Source organism: Thermus amyloliquefaciens (assembly GCF_000744885.1).
In the GTDB taxonomy this organism is placed as follows: domain Bacteria; phylum Deinococcota; class Deinococci; order Deinococcales; family Thermaceae; genus Thermus; species Thermus amyloliquefaciens.
Genome location: NZ_JQMV01000003.1, coordinates 2,019,665 through 2,034,395, shown reverse-complemented (window position 1 = coordinate 2,034,395; position 14,731 = coordinate 2,019,665). Strand labels below are relative to the sequence as shown.

At 67.9% G+C, this 14,731-nt stretch carries 13 protein-coding genes and 1 tRNA gene; 7 read left to right on the top strand and 7 right to left on the bottom strand.

Annotated elements, in window-relative coordinates; translation table 11 throughout:
- Window position 1: 1 nt before the first annotated feature.
- Together BS74_RS10970 and BS74_RS10965 are read right to left on the bottom strand one after the other, a co-directional pair.
- Window positions 2-1,180 carry an ABC transporter permease gene (locus BS74_RS10970; protein ID WP_038058677.1) on the bottom strand — a complete coding sequence of 393 codons (1,179 nt, stop codon included), beginning with the start codon at window positions 1,178-1,180 and terminating at the stop codon, window positions 2-4.
- Window positions 1,177-1,896 carry an ATP-binding cassette domain-containing protein gene (locus tag BS74_RS10965; protein ID WP_038058676.1) on the bottom strand — a complete coding sequence of 240 codons (720 nt, stop codon included), beginning with the start codon at window positions 1,894-1,896 and terminating at the stop codon, window positions 1,177-1,179. The genes BS74_RS10970 and BS74_RS10965 overlap by 4 nt, the downstream gene beginning before the upstream one ends.
- 53 nt (window positions 1,897-1,949) lie before the next feature.
- Here BS74_RS10965 and BS74_RS10960 point away from each other — a divergent pair, with 53 nt between their 5' ends.
- Window positions 1,950-2,234, top strand: coding sequence for a hypothetical protein (locus tag BS74_RS10960; protein WP_038058675.1), 285 nt, complete (start codon window positions 1,950-1,952; stop codon window positions 2,232-2,234).
- Here BS74_RS10960 and BS74_RS10955 read toward each other — a convergent pair.
- Both BS74_RS10955 and BS74_RS10950 read right to left on the bottom strand, forming a co-directional pair.
- Window positions 2,231-2,794: a cob(I)yrinic acid a,c-diamide adenosyltransferase gene (locus tag BS74_RS10955; RefSeq protein ID WP_038058673.1), complete on the bottom strand. Its 564-nt coding sequence runs from the start codon at window positions 2,792-2,794 to the stop codon at window positions 2,231-2,233. The two genes, BS74_RS10960 and BS74_RS10955, sit on opposite strands and share 4 nt — an antisense overlap.
- Window positions 2,795-2,888: 94 nt before the next feature.
- A tRNA-Arg gene (locus BS74_RS10950) sits at window positions 2,889-2,965 on the bottom strand.
- A gap of 20 nt (window positions 2,966-2,985) precedes the next feature.
- Here BS74_RS10950 and BS74_RS10945 point away from each other — a divergent pair.
- Window positions 2,986-3,228 carry a hypothetical protein gene (locus BS74_RS10945; RefSeq protein ID WP_185747732.1) on the top strand — a complete coding sequence of 81 codons (243 nt, stop codon included), beginning with the start codon at window positions 2,986-2,988 and terminating at the stop codon, window positions 3,226-3,228.
- Here BS74_RS10945 and BS74_RS11765 read toward each other — a convergent pair.
- Complete coding sequence (locus BS74_RS11765; RefSeq protein ID WP_081914579.1) at window positions 3,196-5,652, bottom strand: PKD domain-containing protein; 2,457 nt, start codon at window positions 5,650-5,652, stop codon at window positions 3,196-3,198. The two genes, BS74_RS10945 and BS74_RS11765, sit on opposite strands and share 33 nt — an antisense overlap.
- 59 nt (window positions 5,653-5,711) lie before the next feature.
- Here BS74_RS11765 and proB point away from each other — a divergent pair, with 59 nt between their 5' ends.
- The 4 genes from proB to leuS all read left to right on the top strand — a co-directional run bounded on the left by proB (window position 5,712) and on the right by leuS (window position 11,655).
- Window positions 5,712-6,815, top strand: a complete 1,104-nt coding sequence (gene proB, locus BS74_RS10935; protein WP_038058669.1) for a glutamate 5-kinase — start codon at window positions 5,712-5,714, stop codon at window positions 6,813-6,815.
- Window positions 6,812-8,080, top strand: a complete 1,269-nt coding sequence (locus tag BS74_RS10930; RefSeq protein ID WP_051946862.1) for a glutamate-5-semialdehyde dehydrogenase — start codon at window positions 6,812-6,814, stop codon at window positions 8,078-8,080. Before proB ends, BS74_RS10930 begins: the two co-directional genes overlap by 4 nt.
- Window positions 8,081-8,107: 27 nt before the next feature.
- The gene (locus BS74_RS10925) at window positions 8,108-8,890 is read left to right on the top strand and encodes a YhjD/YihY/BrkB family envelope integrity protein (RefSeq protein ID WP_038058666.1); all 783 of its coding nucleotides are present in this window, start codon (window positions 8,108-8,110) and stop codon (window positions 8,888-8,890) included.
- Window positions 8,891-9,021: 131 nt separating this feature from the next.
- Complete coding sequence (gene leuS / locus BS74_RS10920; RefSeq protein WP_038059208.1) at window positions 9,022-11,655, top strand: leucine--tRNA ligase; 2,634 nt, start codon at window positions 9,022-9,024, stop codon at window positions 11,653-11,655.
- Here leuS and BS74_RS10915 read toward each other — a convergent pair.
- Window positions 11,652-12,374: a Clp1/GlmU family protein gene (locus BS74_RS10915; RefSeq protein WP_038058664.1), complete on the bottom strand. Its 723-nt coding sequence runs from the start codon at window positions 12,372-12,374 to the stop codon at window positions 11,652-11,654. The two genes, leuS and BS74_RS10915, sit on opposite strands and share 4 nt — an antisense overlap.
- A gap of 76 nt (window positions 12,375-12,450) precedes the next feature.
- Here BS74_RS10915 and BS74_RS10910 point away from each other — a divergent pair, with 76 nt between their 5' ends.
- Window positions 12,451-13,614, top strand: coding sequence for an acyl-CoA dehydrogenase family protein (locus BS74_RS10910; protein ID WP_038058662.1), 1,164 nt, complete (start codon window positions 12,451-12,453; stop codon window positions 13,612-13,614).
- On the opposite strand, the gene rlmN is transcribed toward BS74_RS10910, so the two are convergent.
- Entirely contained in the window at window positions 13,583-14,647 is a 1,065-nt protein-coding gene (rlmN, locus tag BS74_RS10905) for a dual-specificity RNA methyltransferase RlmN (protein WP_038058659.1), read from the bottom strand. The genes BS74_RS10910 and rlmN overlap by 32 nt on opposite strands.
- Window positions 14,648-14,731: the final 84 nt, after the last annotated feature.

Genomic DNA, 14,731 nt, shown 5'->3' with positions numbered 1-14,731 from the left:
CTTAGTTTCTGAAGACCACCTCTTCCCGGGCAAAGACCCGCACGGCATAGAGGAGGGCCGCCATGGCGTAGACCAGGCTGGAGCCCCAGGTGAGGCCCGCCTGCAAGGGGGTGGCGCTCCCCTTCAGGAGGGCGTCCATGAGGAGGGCCACGTTGAAAAGGGGCACCAGGTGGTGCCAAGCCTGAGGCTCAAAGAAGCCCCGGAACTGGAGGAAGAGGAGGGGCAGAAGGGCCACAAGCTGTAAGGGGGCCATGTAGCTTTGGGCTTCCTTGAAGCTCCGGGCGTAAAGCCCCAGGCTCACCATCACCGCCCCCATGAAAAGGGCCAACAGGAAGGCCGAGAGGAAGAGGGCCAGGAAGCTTCCCCCGTCCAGGACGATCCGGCCCCCCAGCTCCAAGGTCTGGCCGGTTTCCGTGAGGAGGCCCCCGCTCAAGCGGGCGGCCAGGGCCCCGCCCAGGGCAAGCCCCAAAAGGCCCGAGACCCCGGAAAGGAGGGCCATGGCCACCGTGGCCAGGGTCTTGCCCAGGGCCAGGTGCAGGAGGGGCACCGGGGCCATGAGGAGGGCCTCGAGGGTGCCCTTCTCCTTTTCCCCAGCGGTGGCGTCCACCGCCACCACCTGCCCCCCGGAGAGGACGAAGACCACCAGGAAGAAGGGAAGGAGGAAACCCAAGAGACCCCCTGCTTTTTCCCGCTCGGGGGAGGCGTCCACCACCTCCACCCGGAAGGGGTGGAGCACCTCCTGGGACACCCCCCGCCGGGCGAGCTCCGCCGCCACCTTGGCCTCCTTCAGGGCCTGGAGGGCGCCTTGCACCTTGCCCACCGCCACCTGCCCCTCCGTGAACCCTCCCGAGAGACGGCCGTACACCTGGTAGGTCCCGCCCTCCCACCGCACCCCTACCGGATACTCCCCGGCGCGCACCGCTTGTTCCGGATCGGGGTGGGGCTTCGGAAGAAGGTTGGCCGCCTGTAGGGCGGAGAGGGCCTCTTCTGAAAGCCCAAGGACCGCCACCTCCTGCTGCTTTTCCTGGGCCCCTTGCACGAGCCTGTTCAGGACCAGGCTGGGCCCAAACATGAAGACGGGCATCAGGAGGACAGGCAGGACCAGGGTGGAGAAGACCAGCTTGCGGTCGCGGAAAACCTGCACCAGCTCCTTCCAGAAGACCCGGTAGACCCTTTTCATGCCACCTCCTTTACCACCCGCACAAAGGCCCGCTCCAGGCTTCCGTTGCCCAGGGCCCGGGCTTCGGTCAGGCTTCCTTGGTACACCAGCCTTCCCTTGTGCAGAAAACCCACCCGGTCCGCCACCTCCTCCGCCTCGCTCATCACGTGGGTGGAGTAGACGATGGTCTGGCCCAGGTCCCGGTAGGCCTTCACGAAGTCCAAAAGCGCCCGCCGGGCAAAGACGTCCAGCCCCGCGGTGGCCTCGTCCAGGAGGAGAACCGGCGGGCGGTGGAGGATGGCCCGGGCGATGACCACCTTCTGGCGCATGCCGCTGGACATCTCCATGACCCGTCGGTCTAGGGTTTCCTCCATCCCCAAAAGCCCCACCACCCAGTCCAAGGCCTCCTGGAAGGCCCGCCCTTCCAGGCCGTAGAAGCCCGCGAAGAAGGCCAAGACCTCCCGCCCCGTGAGGCGGTCGTAGACCCGCATCCCCCCGTTCACCAGGCCCAGGCGGCGGCGCACCTCCAGGGGATCCCGCACCACGTCAAAGCCCGCCACCTGGGCGCTTCCCCCCGTGGGGCGGACCAGGGTGGAGAGGATGCGCAAGGTGGTGGTCTTGCCCGCCCCGTTGGGGCCCAAGAGGGCGTACACCTCCCCAGGGGCCACCCGGAAGGAGAGGTCCGCCACCGCCAAGCGCTGGCCGTAGGCCTTGGAAAGGCGAGCGACTTCAATCATATAGCTAAATGATATCATACCTCGGAGACCCGTCAAGGCCCATAATGGTCCTGATGAAGGCCATGACCTTCTGGGTCAAGCCGCAAAGCTCCATCGAGGCCCTGCCCGAGGCCAGGGACCTGGTGCGGGACCTCTTGGAGCTCTTTTATGAGTACTTCCCCGAGTACGAGGGGTGCCTGGGCTTCTCCCAGTCCCCCAGAAGGCCGCGTTACCTCTTCCTTTACATGGAGGGCCCCTGCGGGGGGCTTTTGCCCTCGGCGGCGGTGTTTCTAAAAGAGCTTTTGGAAACCGCCTTTCCCGGGTCCGAGGTGCGGGTCTACGGCAAGCCCTGGCCCTAGCGGCGTTTCTTCACCAGCCACTCCTCCTCCCGCACGCCTTGGCGGGCGTTTACCACCCGGGCTAGGACGAAGAGGAGGTCGGAAAGCCGGTTCAGGTAGCGGATGGCCTCGGGGTTCACGGGTTCTTCCCGGCTTAGGGCCACCACCTTCCGCTCCGCCCGGCGCACCACGGTGCGGGCCAGGTGCAAGGCCGCCGCCGCCGGGTGTCCCCCGGGCAGGACGAAGCCCCTAAAAGGGGGGCTTTCCTCCATGTAGCGGTCAATGGCCCGTTCCAAGCCCTCCACGTCCTCGGCGTCCATGCGGGCGATGTTCTTCTCGTAGGGGCTACCCATGCGGGTGGCCAGGTCAGCCCCCAGGTCAAAGAGGGCGTTTTGGATGCGCTCCAGGAGGTCCTGGAGGTCCAGGTGCTCCTTGGGCAGAAGGCTCCGGGCCAAGCCGATGGCGGAGTTGGCCTCGTCCACGGTGCCGTAGGCCTCCACCCGGGGGTGGGCCTTCACCACCCGCTCGGCCCCGTAGAGGCCGGTCTCCCCCGCATCCCCCGTCTTGGTGTAGATCTTCATGGCCCCCATTCTAGGGGGTAGCCTGCGGTGGCAATGGCAGTAAAAAGCGCTTTCCGGGGTCAGCGGTGACCCCGGAAGCTTTGCGTTCTGGACGTGGCGGGCCCGAGAGGATTCGAACCCCTGACCTGCTGATCCGTAGTCAGCCGCTCTATCCAACTGAGCTACGGGCCCAAGCCGACCCTCAAGGTAGCATGGAGAAGCCCCCCTTGTCAATAATGGGCACCGTGCGGGAGCGTCGTCTAGAAGCCCACATCCTGGGCCTGCTTCGGAAGGCCCTTTCCTTAGAGGAGCTTCATGCCCGCCTGAAGCCCCTTTACCCTGGCCTGAAGAAGGCCACCCTTTTCGCCCTTCTGGTGCGGCTAAGGCGGGAAGGGAAGGTGGCCTTCCGGGAAGGCCGCTTCCTAGCGGGAAAACCGCAGGATGCGGACCCCTAGCCCATCCGAGACCTGGACCTCCCACTTCCCGCCCGCGGGGAGGCCCGTGAGGGCAAACCGCACCTCTCCCGCCCGGTGCCAGAGGCCTAAGGCGGTGCGGGTGCCGTCCTCGGCTAGGTGGAAGAGGGAGAAGAAGGGGTAGCCCTGGGAGCGCACGGTGAGGAAGCCCCCCGCTTCCGAAAGGCTCACCTGGGGTTCGGCCAGGGGGGCGAGGGGGGCGGGGATCTCCTTCAGGAGGCGTGGGCCCAGGTAGAGCCCCACCTTGGCGTAGGTGCCCACGGGCAGGTGGGCCTGGAGGTGCAGGATGCCCTCGGAGTCCATGAGGGTGTAGACGGGCGCCTCGAGGGGACCGGCCCGGCCTGGGACCTCAGCCAGGAGGCGGTAGGGGGAGGGTTCGCCCTCGGGGGCGGCCTCGAGGCGCAAAGGCGGGTTCAGGACCACCTCCCCGTTCTGGATGCGGCCGGTGAAGAGAAGCCCCTCCTGGGGAAGGCCCAGGGGCTTGGGCGGATTGCGCTCCAAGAAGGCCTGCGCCCCCTCGTAGGTGTAGTCGGAAATCCACTGGGGGCTGCAGTAGCTCATGAGGTCGTAACGCTGGCCCGGGTCCTTGAGGGAGCCGTCTGCCAGGTCGTAGCCCCAGGTGCCGATTTTGCCGCCCGCATACGGATAGTTGGGGTCGCCCGAAACGCCGCAGGGGGCGTGCTCCCGCCCGAAGTTGTGCCCCAGCTCGTGGGCCATCACCGCTGGGGCAGAGGAGGGGTAGTCCCAGCCCACGGCCACGGGGTAGCCGATGTAGCCGATGCCCGCAATGCCCGAGGTGTAGGATACCTTCACGAAGCCGTAGTAGTACCGCTGGCTCCCCTCGCTTTGGCGCAGGATGTGAAGCTCGTCCAGAAGTTGGGCCCAGGTGTTTCCGTCGTTGGCCTTCAAGGTGCCGGAGAAGGTGTAGGGCGCCCGGGTGGTGAAGGCCACCTCCTTCAAGGGCCAGATCCGCCAGAGGGTTTGGCTAAAGCTGGGTACCGTGGCTTGTTGCCCCTGGTGGATCACGGGGACCGCGGTCAGGTAAAGCACCGTGCCTGCCCCTACGTCGGGGCTAAGGGTGAGGAGGTTGTCGCCCTCGTCCGTTTCCGCCACCTGGTCCTGGGGGTCGGCCCGGAGCTCCACCCGAAGCCCTGCGGTGACCCAGCTTGCCGGCAGGGTGGCGGTGCAGGTGCTGGCCAGGTTTCCCGGCTCGGTGGCGGTGGGGATGGGGTTTGGGCAGGTGAAGGAGAGGTTTCCCTGGAAGGTACCGTTCAGGTACACCGCTCCGGAAAGGGCGTTGCTGAGGGTTATGGGGGAGGGGTTTGCCAGGAGGTGGACCCGGAGGAGGGCGGGCTTGCCCGCCACCAGGCGCAGGCCCTCCTTAAGCACGGTCTGCCCCCACTCGGCCTTGGCCAGGCGCAGGTTTTGCGAGGAGGAGGGGGTGGTTACCGTGAGGCTGAGGGGAACCTCCCGTACCAGGCTTCCCCCTTGGCCCCGCACGAAGAGGTTGTAGGTGCCGGGGGTGAGGGTGGGGGAGGCGGTGAGCTCCAGCATGGGGGCCGAGGGGACCGAGGTGCTGGTGGGGCTCAGGCTTACCCCGCTGAAGGGGTTTTTGCTGGCGTCCACCAGGGAAAGGGTCACCTGGCCGGTGTAGGTGCCGCTCACCACCAGACGCACATAAACGGTTCCCCCTTGGGTCACGGAGAGGGAGGAGCCCTCGAGGGTCAGGCTGAAGTCCCCATCCGTGGGCGGGGTGACCGTGAGGGTGAGGTCCGCTTCCCGCGTGAGGCCACCCCCTGTGGCCCGGACCTTTAGGGGGTAGGTGCCGGTAGGTACGGCGCTTCCCACGCTGAGGGAGAGGATTTGGCTGACGGGGCTGGACCCGCTCACGGGCAGGCTTCCTGGGGAAAGGTTTACCCCAGAAGGGGCACCCACCAGCGAAAGGGAAACGGTGCCGCTAAATCCCCCTTGGGGAGTGAGGGTCAGGGTGGTGGTGCCCGCCTTGCCCTGCTCCACGCTCAGGCTGGTGGGGGAGAGGGAAAGGGTGAAGTCCTTTTTGGGGCGCACCCTGACCCTAACAGGGTTTTGGGGTTGCGCGGTGGCCCTCTTTGGGTCTTGCGCCCGAAGCCGCGCCGTGTAGTCCCCAGGAGCAGCATAGGTGTAGGTGGTGCCGCTTCCGCAGGTGGGGAAGACCAGCTGGGCCCCATCCCCTGGTTCCAGCACACAGGCAAGGGGGTCGCCCTCGGGGTCCGTGGCCTGCCAGGTGAAGCGCACGGTGAGGGGGGTTTCCCCCTCGAGGGGGCTTGCCTGGAACACCGTGACCTGAGGGGGTCGGTTGGGGGAGGTCTCGTTGCAGGAGGCCAGGAGGACCAGGGCTAAAGCCAGGAGGCTCGCTATCCGGACCATCTCTACCACCTTAGCAGGCCCCTAGGGGGGGCGGATGAGAGGTGCTATCCTGGGCCTTAATGCGGCCTGGGCTTGCGGCGAAGCGGCTGGTGGTGAAGGTGGGGAGCGCGGTCCTGGCCGGGCCTTCCGGCCTGGACCTTTCTGTCATGGGGGAGATCGCCCGCCAGGTGCTGGCCCTGCGGGCAGAAGGCAGGGAGGTGGTCCTGGTGTCCTCGGGGGCCGTGGCCGCGGGCATGGCGGCCACCGGGCTTCCCCGGCCCCAGGACATGCCCCTGAAGCAGGCCCTGGCGGCCATAGGTCAACCCCTCCTCATGGCGGCGTGGCGGGAGGCCTTCGCCCCCACCCCGGTGGCCCAGGTCCTCCTCACCGCCGAGGACCTGGCCGCCCGGGAGCGCTACCTGAACGCCAAGGCCACCCTGCAGGCCCTTTTGCGCCTCGAGGCCGTCCCCGTCATCAACGAGAACGACACCGTGGCCTTCCAAGAAATCCGCTTCGGCGACAACGACCAGCTCTCCGCCCGGGTGGCGGCCTTGGTGGAGGCGGGGCTTTTGGTGCTCCTCTCCGACGTGGACGCCCTTTACGAGGAAGACCCCAAGCGGAACCCCAGCGCCAGGCCCATCCTCGAGGTGGAACGGGTGGAAGCGGTCTTGGGCCATGCGGGGGAAGGGAACCCCTTAGGGAGCGGGGGGATGCGCTCCAAGCTCCTGGCGGCCCAAATTGCCGGAAGGGTGGGCATCCCCACCCTCCTCCTCCCCGGCAGGCGGCCCGGGGCGGTGCTGGAGGCCCTGAAGGGCGCTCCCCTCGGCACCTACTTCCACGCCAAGAGGCGCTACCGGGGGGAGCGGGCCTGGCTCTACGGCCTCCTCCGGCCCAAAGGGGAGCTCATTCTGGATGCGGGGGCGGTGCGGGCCCTCAAGGAGCGGGGGGCAAGCCTCCTGCCCGCCGGCATCAAGGCGGTGCGGGGGCGGTTTGGCCGGGGAGAGGCGGTGCGCCTCCTCTCCGAGGCGGGGGAGGAGGTGGGGGTGGGCCTCGCCAACTACGCCGCCGAGGAGGTGGCGCGGATCTTGGGGCGGAAAAGCGCCGAGATCGAGGCCCTCTTGGGCTACCGTTACACCGAGGAGGTGGTCCATCGGGACCACCTGGTCCTGAAGGAGGAACCATGAGGGAGGCGGCTATCCAAGGGGAACAACTGGAGGACGCCCTGAGGGCCCTGGCGGAAAGGGCCCGGGCTAAGCTCCCCGAGATCGCCAAGGGGAACCGGGATCGGGCGCTTTTGGCCATGGCCCGGCTCCTGGAGGAGGCCTGGCCCGAGGTGCTGAAGGCCAACCAGGAGGACCTAAAGGAGGCCGAAGGGGCAGGGCTTTCCCGGGCCAAGCTGGACCGCCTGGCCCTGAAGGACAAGGACCTCAAAAGCCTCACCGAGGGCCTCCGGCAGATCGCGGCCCTCCCCGACCCCCTGGGCCGGATCGAGGGGCTTAGCAAAAGGCCCAACGGCCTCAGGGTGGGGAGGATGCGGGTGCCCCTGGGCCTCATCGGCTTCATCTACGAGGCAAGGCCCGGGGCCACGGTGGAGGCGGTTTCCGTGGCCTTGAAGGCGGGAAACGCCATGCTCCTAAGGGGGGGCAAGGAGGCCTTCCGCTCCAACCAGGCCCTGGTTTCCCTCTGGCACCGGGCCTTGAGGGAGGCGGGGCTTCCGGTGGAGGCGGTGAGCCTGGTGCCCACCACCGAGCGGGAGGCCATATTGGCCCTTTGCCGCCTCGAGGCCCTGGACCTCCTCATCCCCCGGGGCGGGGAGGAGCTCATCCGCCTGGTGCAGCGTGAGGCCCGGGTGCCCGTGCTGGCCCACGCCAAGGGGGTGAACCACCTCTACGTGGACGAGAGGGCGGACCTGGATATGGCCCTCCGCCTGGCCCTCAACGGCAAAACGCAGCGCCCGGCGGTGTGCAACGCCCTCGAGGCGGTCTTGGTCCACGAGGGGGTGGCCGGGGTCTTCCTTCCCATGCTGGAAAAGGCCATGCGGCAAAGGGGCGTGGAGCTCCGGGCCTGCCCCCGGGCCCTTCCCCTCCTCGAGGAGGCCGTCCCCGCCTCCGAGGAGGAGTGGGACCGGGAGTACCTGGACCTGATCCTTAGGGTGAAGGTGGTCTCGGGGCTGGAGGAGGCCCTGGCCCACATCGCCCGCTTTGGTTCCCGCCACACGGAGGCCGTCTGCACGGAGGACCCCCGGGTGGCCTGGCGCTTCCTGGAAGAGGTGGACGCCAGCCTGGTCCTCTGGAACGCCTCCACCCGTTTCAACGACGGTTTCCAGTTGGGCCTGGGGGCGGAGATCGGCATCAGCACCTCCAAGCTCCACGCCTACGGCCCCATGGGGCCCCTGGAGCTCACCACCACCAAGTGGGTGGCCCTGGGGGAGGGGCAGGAGCGGGAATAGGTGCCCCCTAGGAGGGCAGGGGGGCTCGTGCTGCAAAAGGTCTTACGCCTCTACACCCAGGCCCACGTGCCCTTCTTCGCCGCGGCCCTGGCCTACTACGCCCTCCTTTCCCTCATGCCCCTCCTCTTCCTCCTGGTGGGGGTCTTCGGCCTTCTCCTCTCGGGAAGCCCCTCCTTGCGGGCGGAGTTCCTGGAGGGGGTGGCGACCTTGGCGCAAGGCCTCTTCCCGGCCAGGCCCGAGCTGGCCCAAGACCTTCTCGGTTTCCTCACCCGGAGCGCCTTTCCCCTGACCCTGGCCAGCGGGTTTCTGCTCGTCTGGTCGGGGAGCAACTTCTTTGCCGCCTTGAGCTACACCCTGGGCCTGGTCTTCGGCAGGCCCCCGGGGCTTCGCCACCGGATTTTGGGCCTGGTCATGCCCTTCTTGCTGGGCCTGGGCCTCATCCTCCTCTCCCTTTTCGGTCTGGCCATGGGCTTCCTCCTCCGCTTCCTGCCCCCGGAGTGGCGGGGGGTTTTGGGGCCTTTCCAGGCCCTTTTCCCCCTGGTGGCCGCCTTCTTGCTCTTCCTCTTCACCTACGCCTTCTTCCGGGGGCTTGGGGGCCTTCGCGAGCTCGTGCCCTTGAGCGTGGGGGCAGGGGTGGCAGCCCTTCTCTTCGAGGGGGTGCGGCTTGGACTTCCCAAGCTCCTTCCCCGCTCCCAGTACGAGCTCCTCTACGGACCCCTGGCGGGGTTTGTCCTGGCGCTACTCGGCCTATATCTCGTGCTTTGGGTCTTCCTCCTGGGGGCGGTGGTGGCGAGGGCGATGGAGGACTAGGGCGCCCCACGCTTTTTTGCCGGGTTGCAGTATCATGTTCCCATGAGTCCGGCCAGGCTAATCCCCTAAGGCGGGAAGGGGCTTGGCCGTCCCTTCCCCTTGGGGGAAGGGTTTTTTTGAGGGAGGAGCGCATGGAGAAGTACAACCCGCACGCCATAGAGCCCAAGTGGCAACGCTTCTGGAAGGAAAAGGGCTTCATGAAGGCCAAGGAGGTCCCGGGAAGGAAGGGGAAGCAGTACGTGCTGGTCATGTTCCCCTATCCCTCCGGGGACCTGCACATGGGCCACCTGAAGAACTACACCATGGGGGACGTCCTGGCCCGCTTCCGCAAGGTGCAGGGGTATGAGGTCCTCCATCCCATGGGCTGGGATGCCTTTGGCCTGCCCGCGGAAAACGCCGCTTTGAAGTTCGGCCTCCACCCCAGGGACTGGACCTACGAGAACATCCGCCAGGCCAAGGAGAGCCTCGAGCTCATGGGCATCCTCTACGACTGGGACCGGGAGGTGACCACCTGCGAGCCCGACTACTACCGCTGGAACCAGTGGATTTTCATAAAAATGTGGGAAAAGGGCCTGGCCTACCGGGCGGGGGGCCTGGTGAACTGGTGCCCCAAGTGCCAGACCGTCTTGGCCAACGAGCAGGTGGTGGAGGGCCGGTGCTGGCGGCACGAGGACACCCCGGTGGAGAAGCGGGAGCTCGAGCAGTGGTACCTGCGCATCACCGCCTATGCGGATAGGCTTCTTGAGGACCTCGAGGGCCTCCGCTGGCCGGAGAAGGTGAAGGCCATGCAGCGGGCCTGGATCGGCCGCTCCGAGGGGGCGGAGATCCTCTTCCCCGTGGAGGGCTCCGAGGAGCGGATCGCCGTCTTCACCACCCGGCCCGACACCCTCTTTGGGGCCACCTTCCTGGTCCTGGCCCCGGAGCACCCCCTGACCCTGAAGCTGGCCTCCCCCGAGAGGCGGGCCGAGGTGGAGGCCTACGTGGAGGCCGCCAGGCGCAAGACGGAGATCGAGCGCCAGGCGGAGGGGCGGGAGAAGACGGGGGTCTTCCTGGGGGCCTACGCCCAAAACCCCGCCACCGGGGAGCGGATCCCCATCTGGACCGCGGACTACGTGCTCTATGGCTACGGCACCGGGGCCATCATGGCCGTGCCCGGGCACGACGGGCGGGACTTCGCCTTCGCCCAAAAGTACGGCCTCCCCATCCGGAAGGTGATCGAGCGCCCGGGGGAGCCCTTGCCCGAGCCCCTCGAGGCCGCCTACGAGGAGCCCGGCATCATGGTGAACTCCGGGCCCTTTAGCGGCATGGAGAGCGAGGAGGGCAAGCGGAAGGTGATCGCCTGGCTGGAGGAAAGGGGCCTGGGCAAGGGGCGGGTCACCTACCGCCTTAGGGACTGGCTCATCAGCCGCCAGCGCTACTGGGGCACCCCCATCCCCATGGTCCACTGCGGGGCCTGCGGGGTGGTGCCCGTGCCGGAGGAGGAGCTTCCCGTCCTCCTCCCCGACCTCAAGGACGTGGAGGACATCCGCCCCAAGGGGAAAAGCCCCCTGGAGGCCCACCCCGAGTTCTACGAGACCACCTGCCCCAAGTGCGGTGGCCCCGCCCGGCGGGACACCGACACCATGGACACCTTCTTTGACTCCAGCTGGTACTACCTGCGCTACGCCGACCCCAAGAACGAAAAGCTCCCCTTTGACCCCGAGAGGGCCAACTTCTGGATGCCCGTGGACCAGTACATCGGCGGGGTGGAGCACGCGGTCTTGCACCTCCTCTACAGCCGTTTCTTCACCAAGTTCCTCCACGACCTGGGGATGGTGAAGGTGGAGGAGCCTTTCACGGGCCTCTTCACCCAGGGCATGGTCCTGGCCTGGACGGACTTCGGCCCCGTGGAGGTGGAGGGGGAAAGGGTGCGCCTCCCCGAGCCCACCCGCATCCGCCTGGAGATCCCCGAAAGGGAGCTTTCCCTGGAGGAGGTACGGAAGATGGGGGCGGAGCTCAGGCCCCACGAGGACGGCACCCTCCACCTCTGGAAGCCCGCGGTGATGAGCAAGTCCAAGGGCAACGGGGTCATGGTGGGCCCCTTCGTGAAGGAGCAGGGGGCGGACATCGCCCGCATCACCATCCTCTTCGCCGCACCCCCGGAGAACGAGATGGTCTGGACCGAGGAGGGGGTGCAGGGGGCCTGGCGTTTCCTGAACCGGGTCTGGCGCCGGGTGGCCGAGGACAAGGAGGCCCTCCTGGCCACGAGCGGCAGGTTCCAGGCGGAGGCCCTGGAGGGGCCGGATCGGGAGCTTTACGGGAGGCTCCACGCCACCTTGAAGAAGGTCACGGAGGACCTCGAGGCCCTGCGCTTCAACACCGCCATCGCCGCCCTCATGGAACTCCTGAACGCCCTCTACGACTACCGCAAGGAACGGCCGGTGACCCCCGTGTACCGCACCGCCATCCGCTACTACCTGCAGATGCTCTTCCCCTTCGCCCCCCACATCGCCGAGGAGCTTTGGCACTGGTTCTGGCCGGATAGCCTCTTTGAGGCGGGCTGGCCCGAGCTGGACGAAAAGGCCCTGGAAAAGGACGTGGTGGAGGTGGCGGTGCAGGTGAACGGCAGGGTGCGGGGGACCATCCAGATCCCCAAGGACGCCCCCCTGGAGGTGGCCCTGGCGGAGGCCAGGAAGGTGAGGAACGTCCAGGCCCACCTGGAGGGGAAGGAGATCGTCAAGGAGATCTACGTCCCCGGCAAGATCCTGAACCTGGTGGTGCGCTAAGCCCCATCCCCGGGAGGGGGAAGCGGGGGCCTGGTGAAGGGGGAGGGGATGCGGGTGGGCACCACCTTGGCCACCTCCCCGGAGGCGGGGGTGAGGAAGAGGCCCTCCCCCGCTTCCCAGGCGAGAAGCCTCCCGTAGCCCAGGAGGAAGCCCTCCTCGTCCAGGAGGCCGTAAAGCCGCTCCGTATCCCCCTTCCCCTCCAGGGGCAAGACCCGGGGCCTAGCCTCCTTAAAGTGGGCAAGCAGCCTCTCCAGGCGGTTTCTTCTCCTCTCCGCGGGGGTCTTGCGCCTGGCCCCGGGGAGGGGTGGGGCCAGGCGCACCCTTAGGTCCTTGCGCCAGGCCAGGGCCCGGTGGAGGGCCTCCGCCCCCAGGACGAGGATTTCCGTGGGGCTTAGGGCCTCCGCCTGGAGGAGGCGGAACTCGGGGTGGAGGAGGCCGTCGGTGTCGGCCACCGCGGGGCTCCCCGGGGGGATCCTGCGGGCCAGGCGCAGGGCCCCCACCACCGCCCGCGCCTCCACCCCCATGGGGGAGAGGGCCCCCAAGAGGTGGCGGCGGAGGGGGGCGAGGTGCCCTTCCCGGTAGCGAAAGAGGGTGAAGGCCCCCGGCAAGGCCCCCTGCCCCGGGTCCAGGTCCAGGAGGTAGGCCTCCCCCGCCTTCTCCAGGAGCCTGAGGGCCAGGGTGCTCTTGCCCACGTCCGTGGGGCCCAGCAGGAGGAGCACGCCCCTGACTCTACCACGGCCCTGTAGTCTAACGCCTTTTTGCTAATGAGCAGGAAAGTGTTATACTTGCCCCACCATGGGGCTTTGGTTTGAGGAAAGCAGCGAGGAGCGGGCGGTGCTGGGGCCCTTCCGCGAGTTCCTGAGGGCGGAGGTGGCCCCAGGGGCGGCGGAGAGGGACCGCACCGGGGCCTTCCCCTTTGACCTGGTGCGGAAGCTGGCCCAGTTCGGGGTCTTCGGGGCCACCGTGCCCGAGGCCTACGGGGGGGCGGGGCTGACGAGCCGGCTTTTCGCCCGCATGGTGGAGGAAGTGGCCTACCACGACGGGGCCTTGGCCCTCACCGTGGCCAGCCACAACTCCCTGGCCACGGGGCACATCCTCCTTGCGGGGAACGAGAGGCAGAAGGAAACCTTCCTGCCCAAGCTGGCCTCGGGGGAGGTCTTGGGGGCCTGGGGGCTCACGGAGCCGGGGTCGGGCTCGGACGCCGCCGCCCTCAAGACCAAGGCGGAGGCGGTGCCGGGGGGGTGGGTCCTGAACGGCACCAAGCAGTTCATCACCCAGGGGAGCGTGGCCGGGGTCTATGTGATCGTGGCCCGCACCGACCCCGCCCCAAGCCCCGAGCGGAAGCACCTGGGCATCTCCGCCTTCGCCTTCTTCCGCCCCGAGCGGGGCCTAAGGGTGGGCCGGAAGGAGGAGAAGCTGGGCTTAAGCGCCTCCGACACCGCCCAGCTTCTCCTGGAAGACCTTTTCCTTCCCGAAGAGGCCCTTCTGGGGGAAAGGGGGAAGGGGTTTTACGACGTGCTCCGCGTCCTGGACGGGGGCCGGATCGGCATCGCCGCCATGGCGGTGGGCCTGGGGCGGGCGGCCTTGGACTTCGCCCTGCGCTACGCCAAGGAGCGGGAGGCCTTCGGCCGGCCCATCGCCGAGTACCAGGGGGTTTCCTTCAAGCTGGCGGAGGCGGCCACGGAGCTGGAGGCGGCGAGGCTGCTTTACCTGAAGGCGGCGGAGCTTAGGGATGCGGGAAGGCCCCATACCCTCGAGGCCGCCCAGGCCAAGCTCTTCGCCAGCGAGGCGGCGGTGAAGGCCTGCGACGAGGCCATCCAGGTCCTGGGAGGCTACGGCTACATCAAGGACTACCCCGTGGAACGCTACTGGCGGGATGCCCGCCTGACCCGCATTGGGGAGGGGACCAGCGAGATCCTGAAGCTCATCATCGCCCGGCGTCTTCTGGAAGCGGTGTGAACACGAGGGGCGTGGGGGTCTTGAGGGCCAGCTGGCCGCAGGCCGCCCCCACGTCCTGTCCCCGGCTCCAGCGCACCGAGGTGGGCACCCCAAGCCGCCTGAGCTCCTCGGCGAAGGCCAGGATGCCCGCCTTGGGGGTGCCCGCCACCGGGGCCCCTTCCCAGGGGTTAAAGGGGATCAGGTTCACGTGGGCGCTGATCCCCTTCAGCAGCTTGGCCAGGAGCCGGGCCTGCCAGGGGTGGTCGTTCAGGCCCTTGAGAAGGGTGTACTCAAAGGTGATGCGCCGCTTGGTCTTGGCGTAGTAGTGGCGCACCGCCTCGAGGATCTCCCCCACCGAGTAGCGGTGGGCGGTGGGGATGATCTTCTTGCGGGTCTCGTCGTCGGGGGCGTGGAGGGAAAGGGCCAGGCGCACCCCCAGGTCCTCCTCCGCCAGGCGGTAAATCCCCTTGGGGATGCCCACCGTGGAGAGGGTGATGCGCCTGGGGCTCATGGCCAGGGCCTTCGGGTGGAGCATGACCCGCACCGCCTTGAGGACGTTTGGCAGGTTCAGGAGGGGCTCCCCCATGCCCATCAGCACCACGTTGCGGATCTCCCTGGGGGAGATGCCCTGGTGGTGGGCGATGGCCAAAAGCTGGGCAAGGATTTCCGCCGCCCTGAGGTTCCGGCCAAAGCCCAAGGCCCCGGTGGCGCAGAAGGTGCACCCCGCCGGGCAGCCCACCATGCTGGAGAGGCAGACCGTCTTGCGGTTCTCGTAGGGCATGTAGACTGCCTCGGTCTTCTTGCCGTCCAGAAGGGTGAAGAGGTACTTCACGCTCCCATCCCGGCTCGGGTAGGCCTCCACCAGGGCGAACTCGGAGATGCGCCACTCCTCGCTCAAAGCCTCCCTCAGGCCCTTGGGCAGGTCGGTCATCTCCGCGAAGTCCAAGGCCCCCCGGGCGTAGAGCCAGTGGGCGATCTGGGCCTTGCGGTAGCCCCCGCCGGGGAGTTCTTCGGGGAGAAGTTCCAGGATGGGGCGCAGGGCCCGCTCGGTCATCCCCCCATTATAGCCGCCGCGGGGGGATTGGCGGGAACTCCCCTTCCTGCGGGGAATCCTAAGGGAGGCCCTACCCCTCTATGA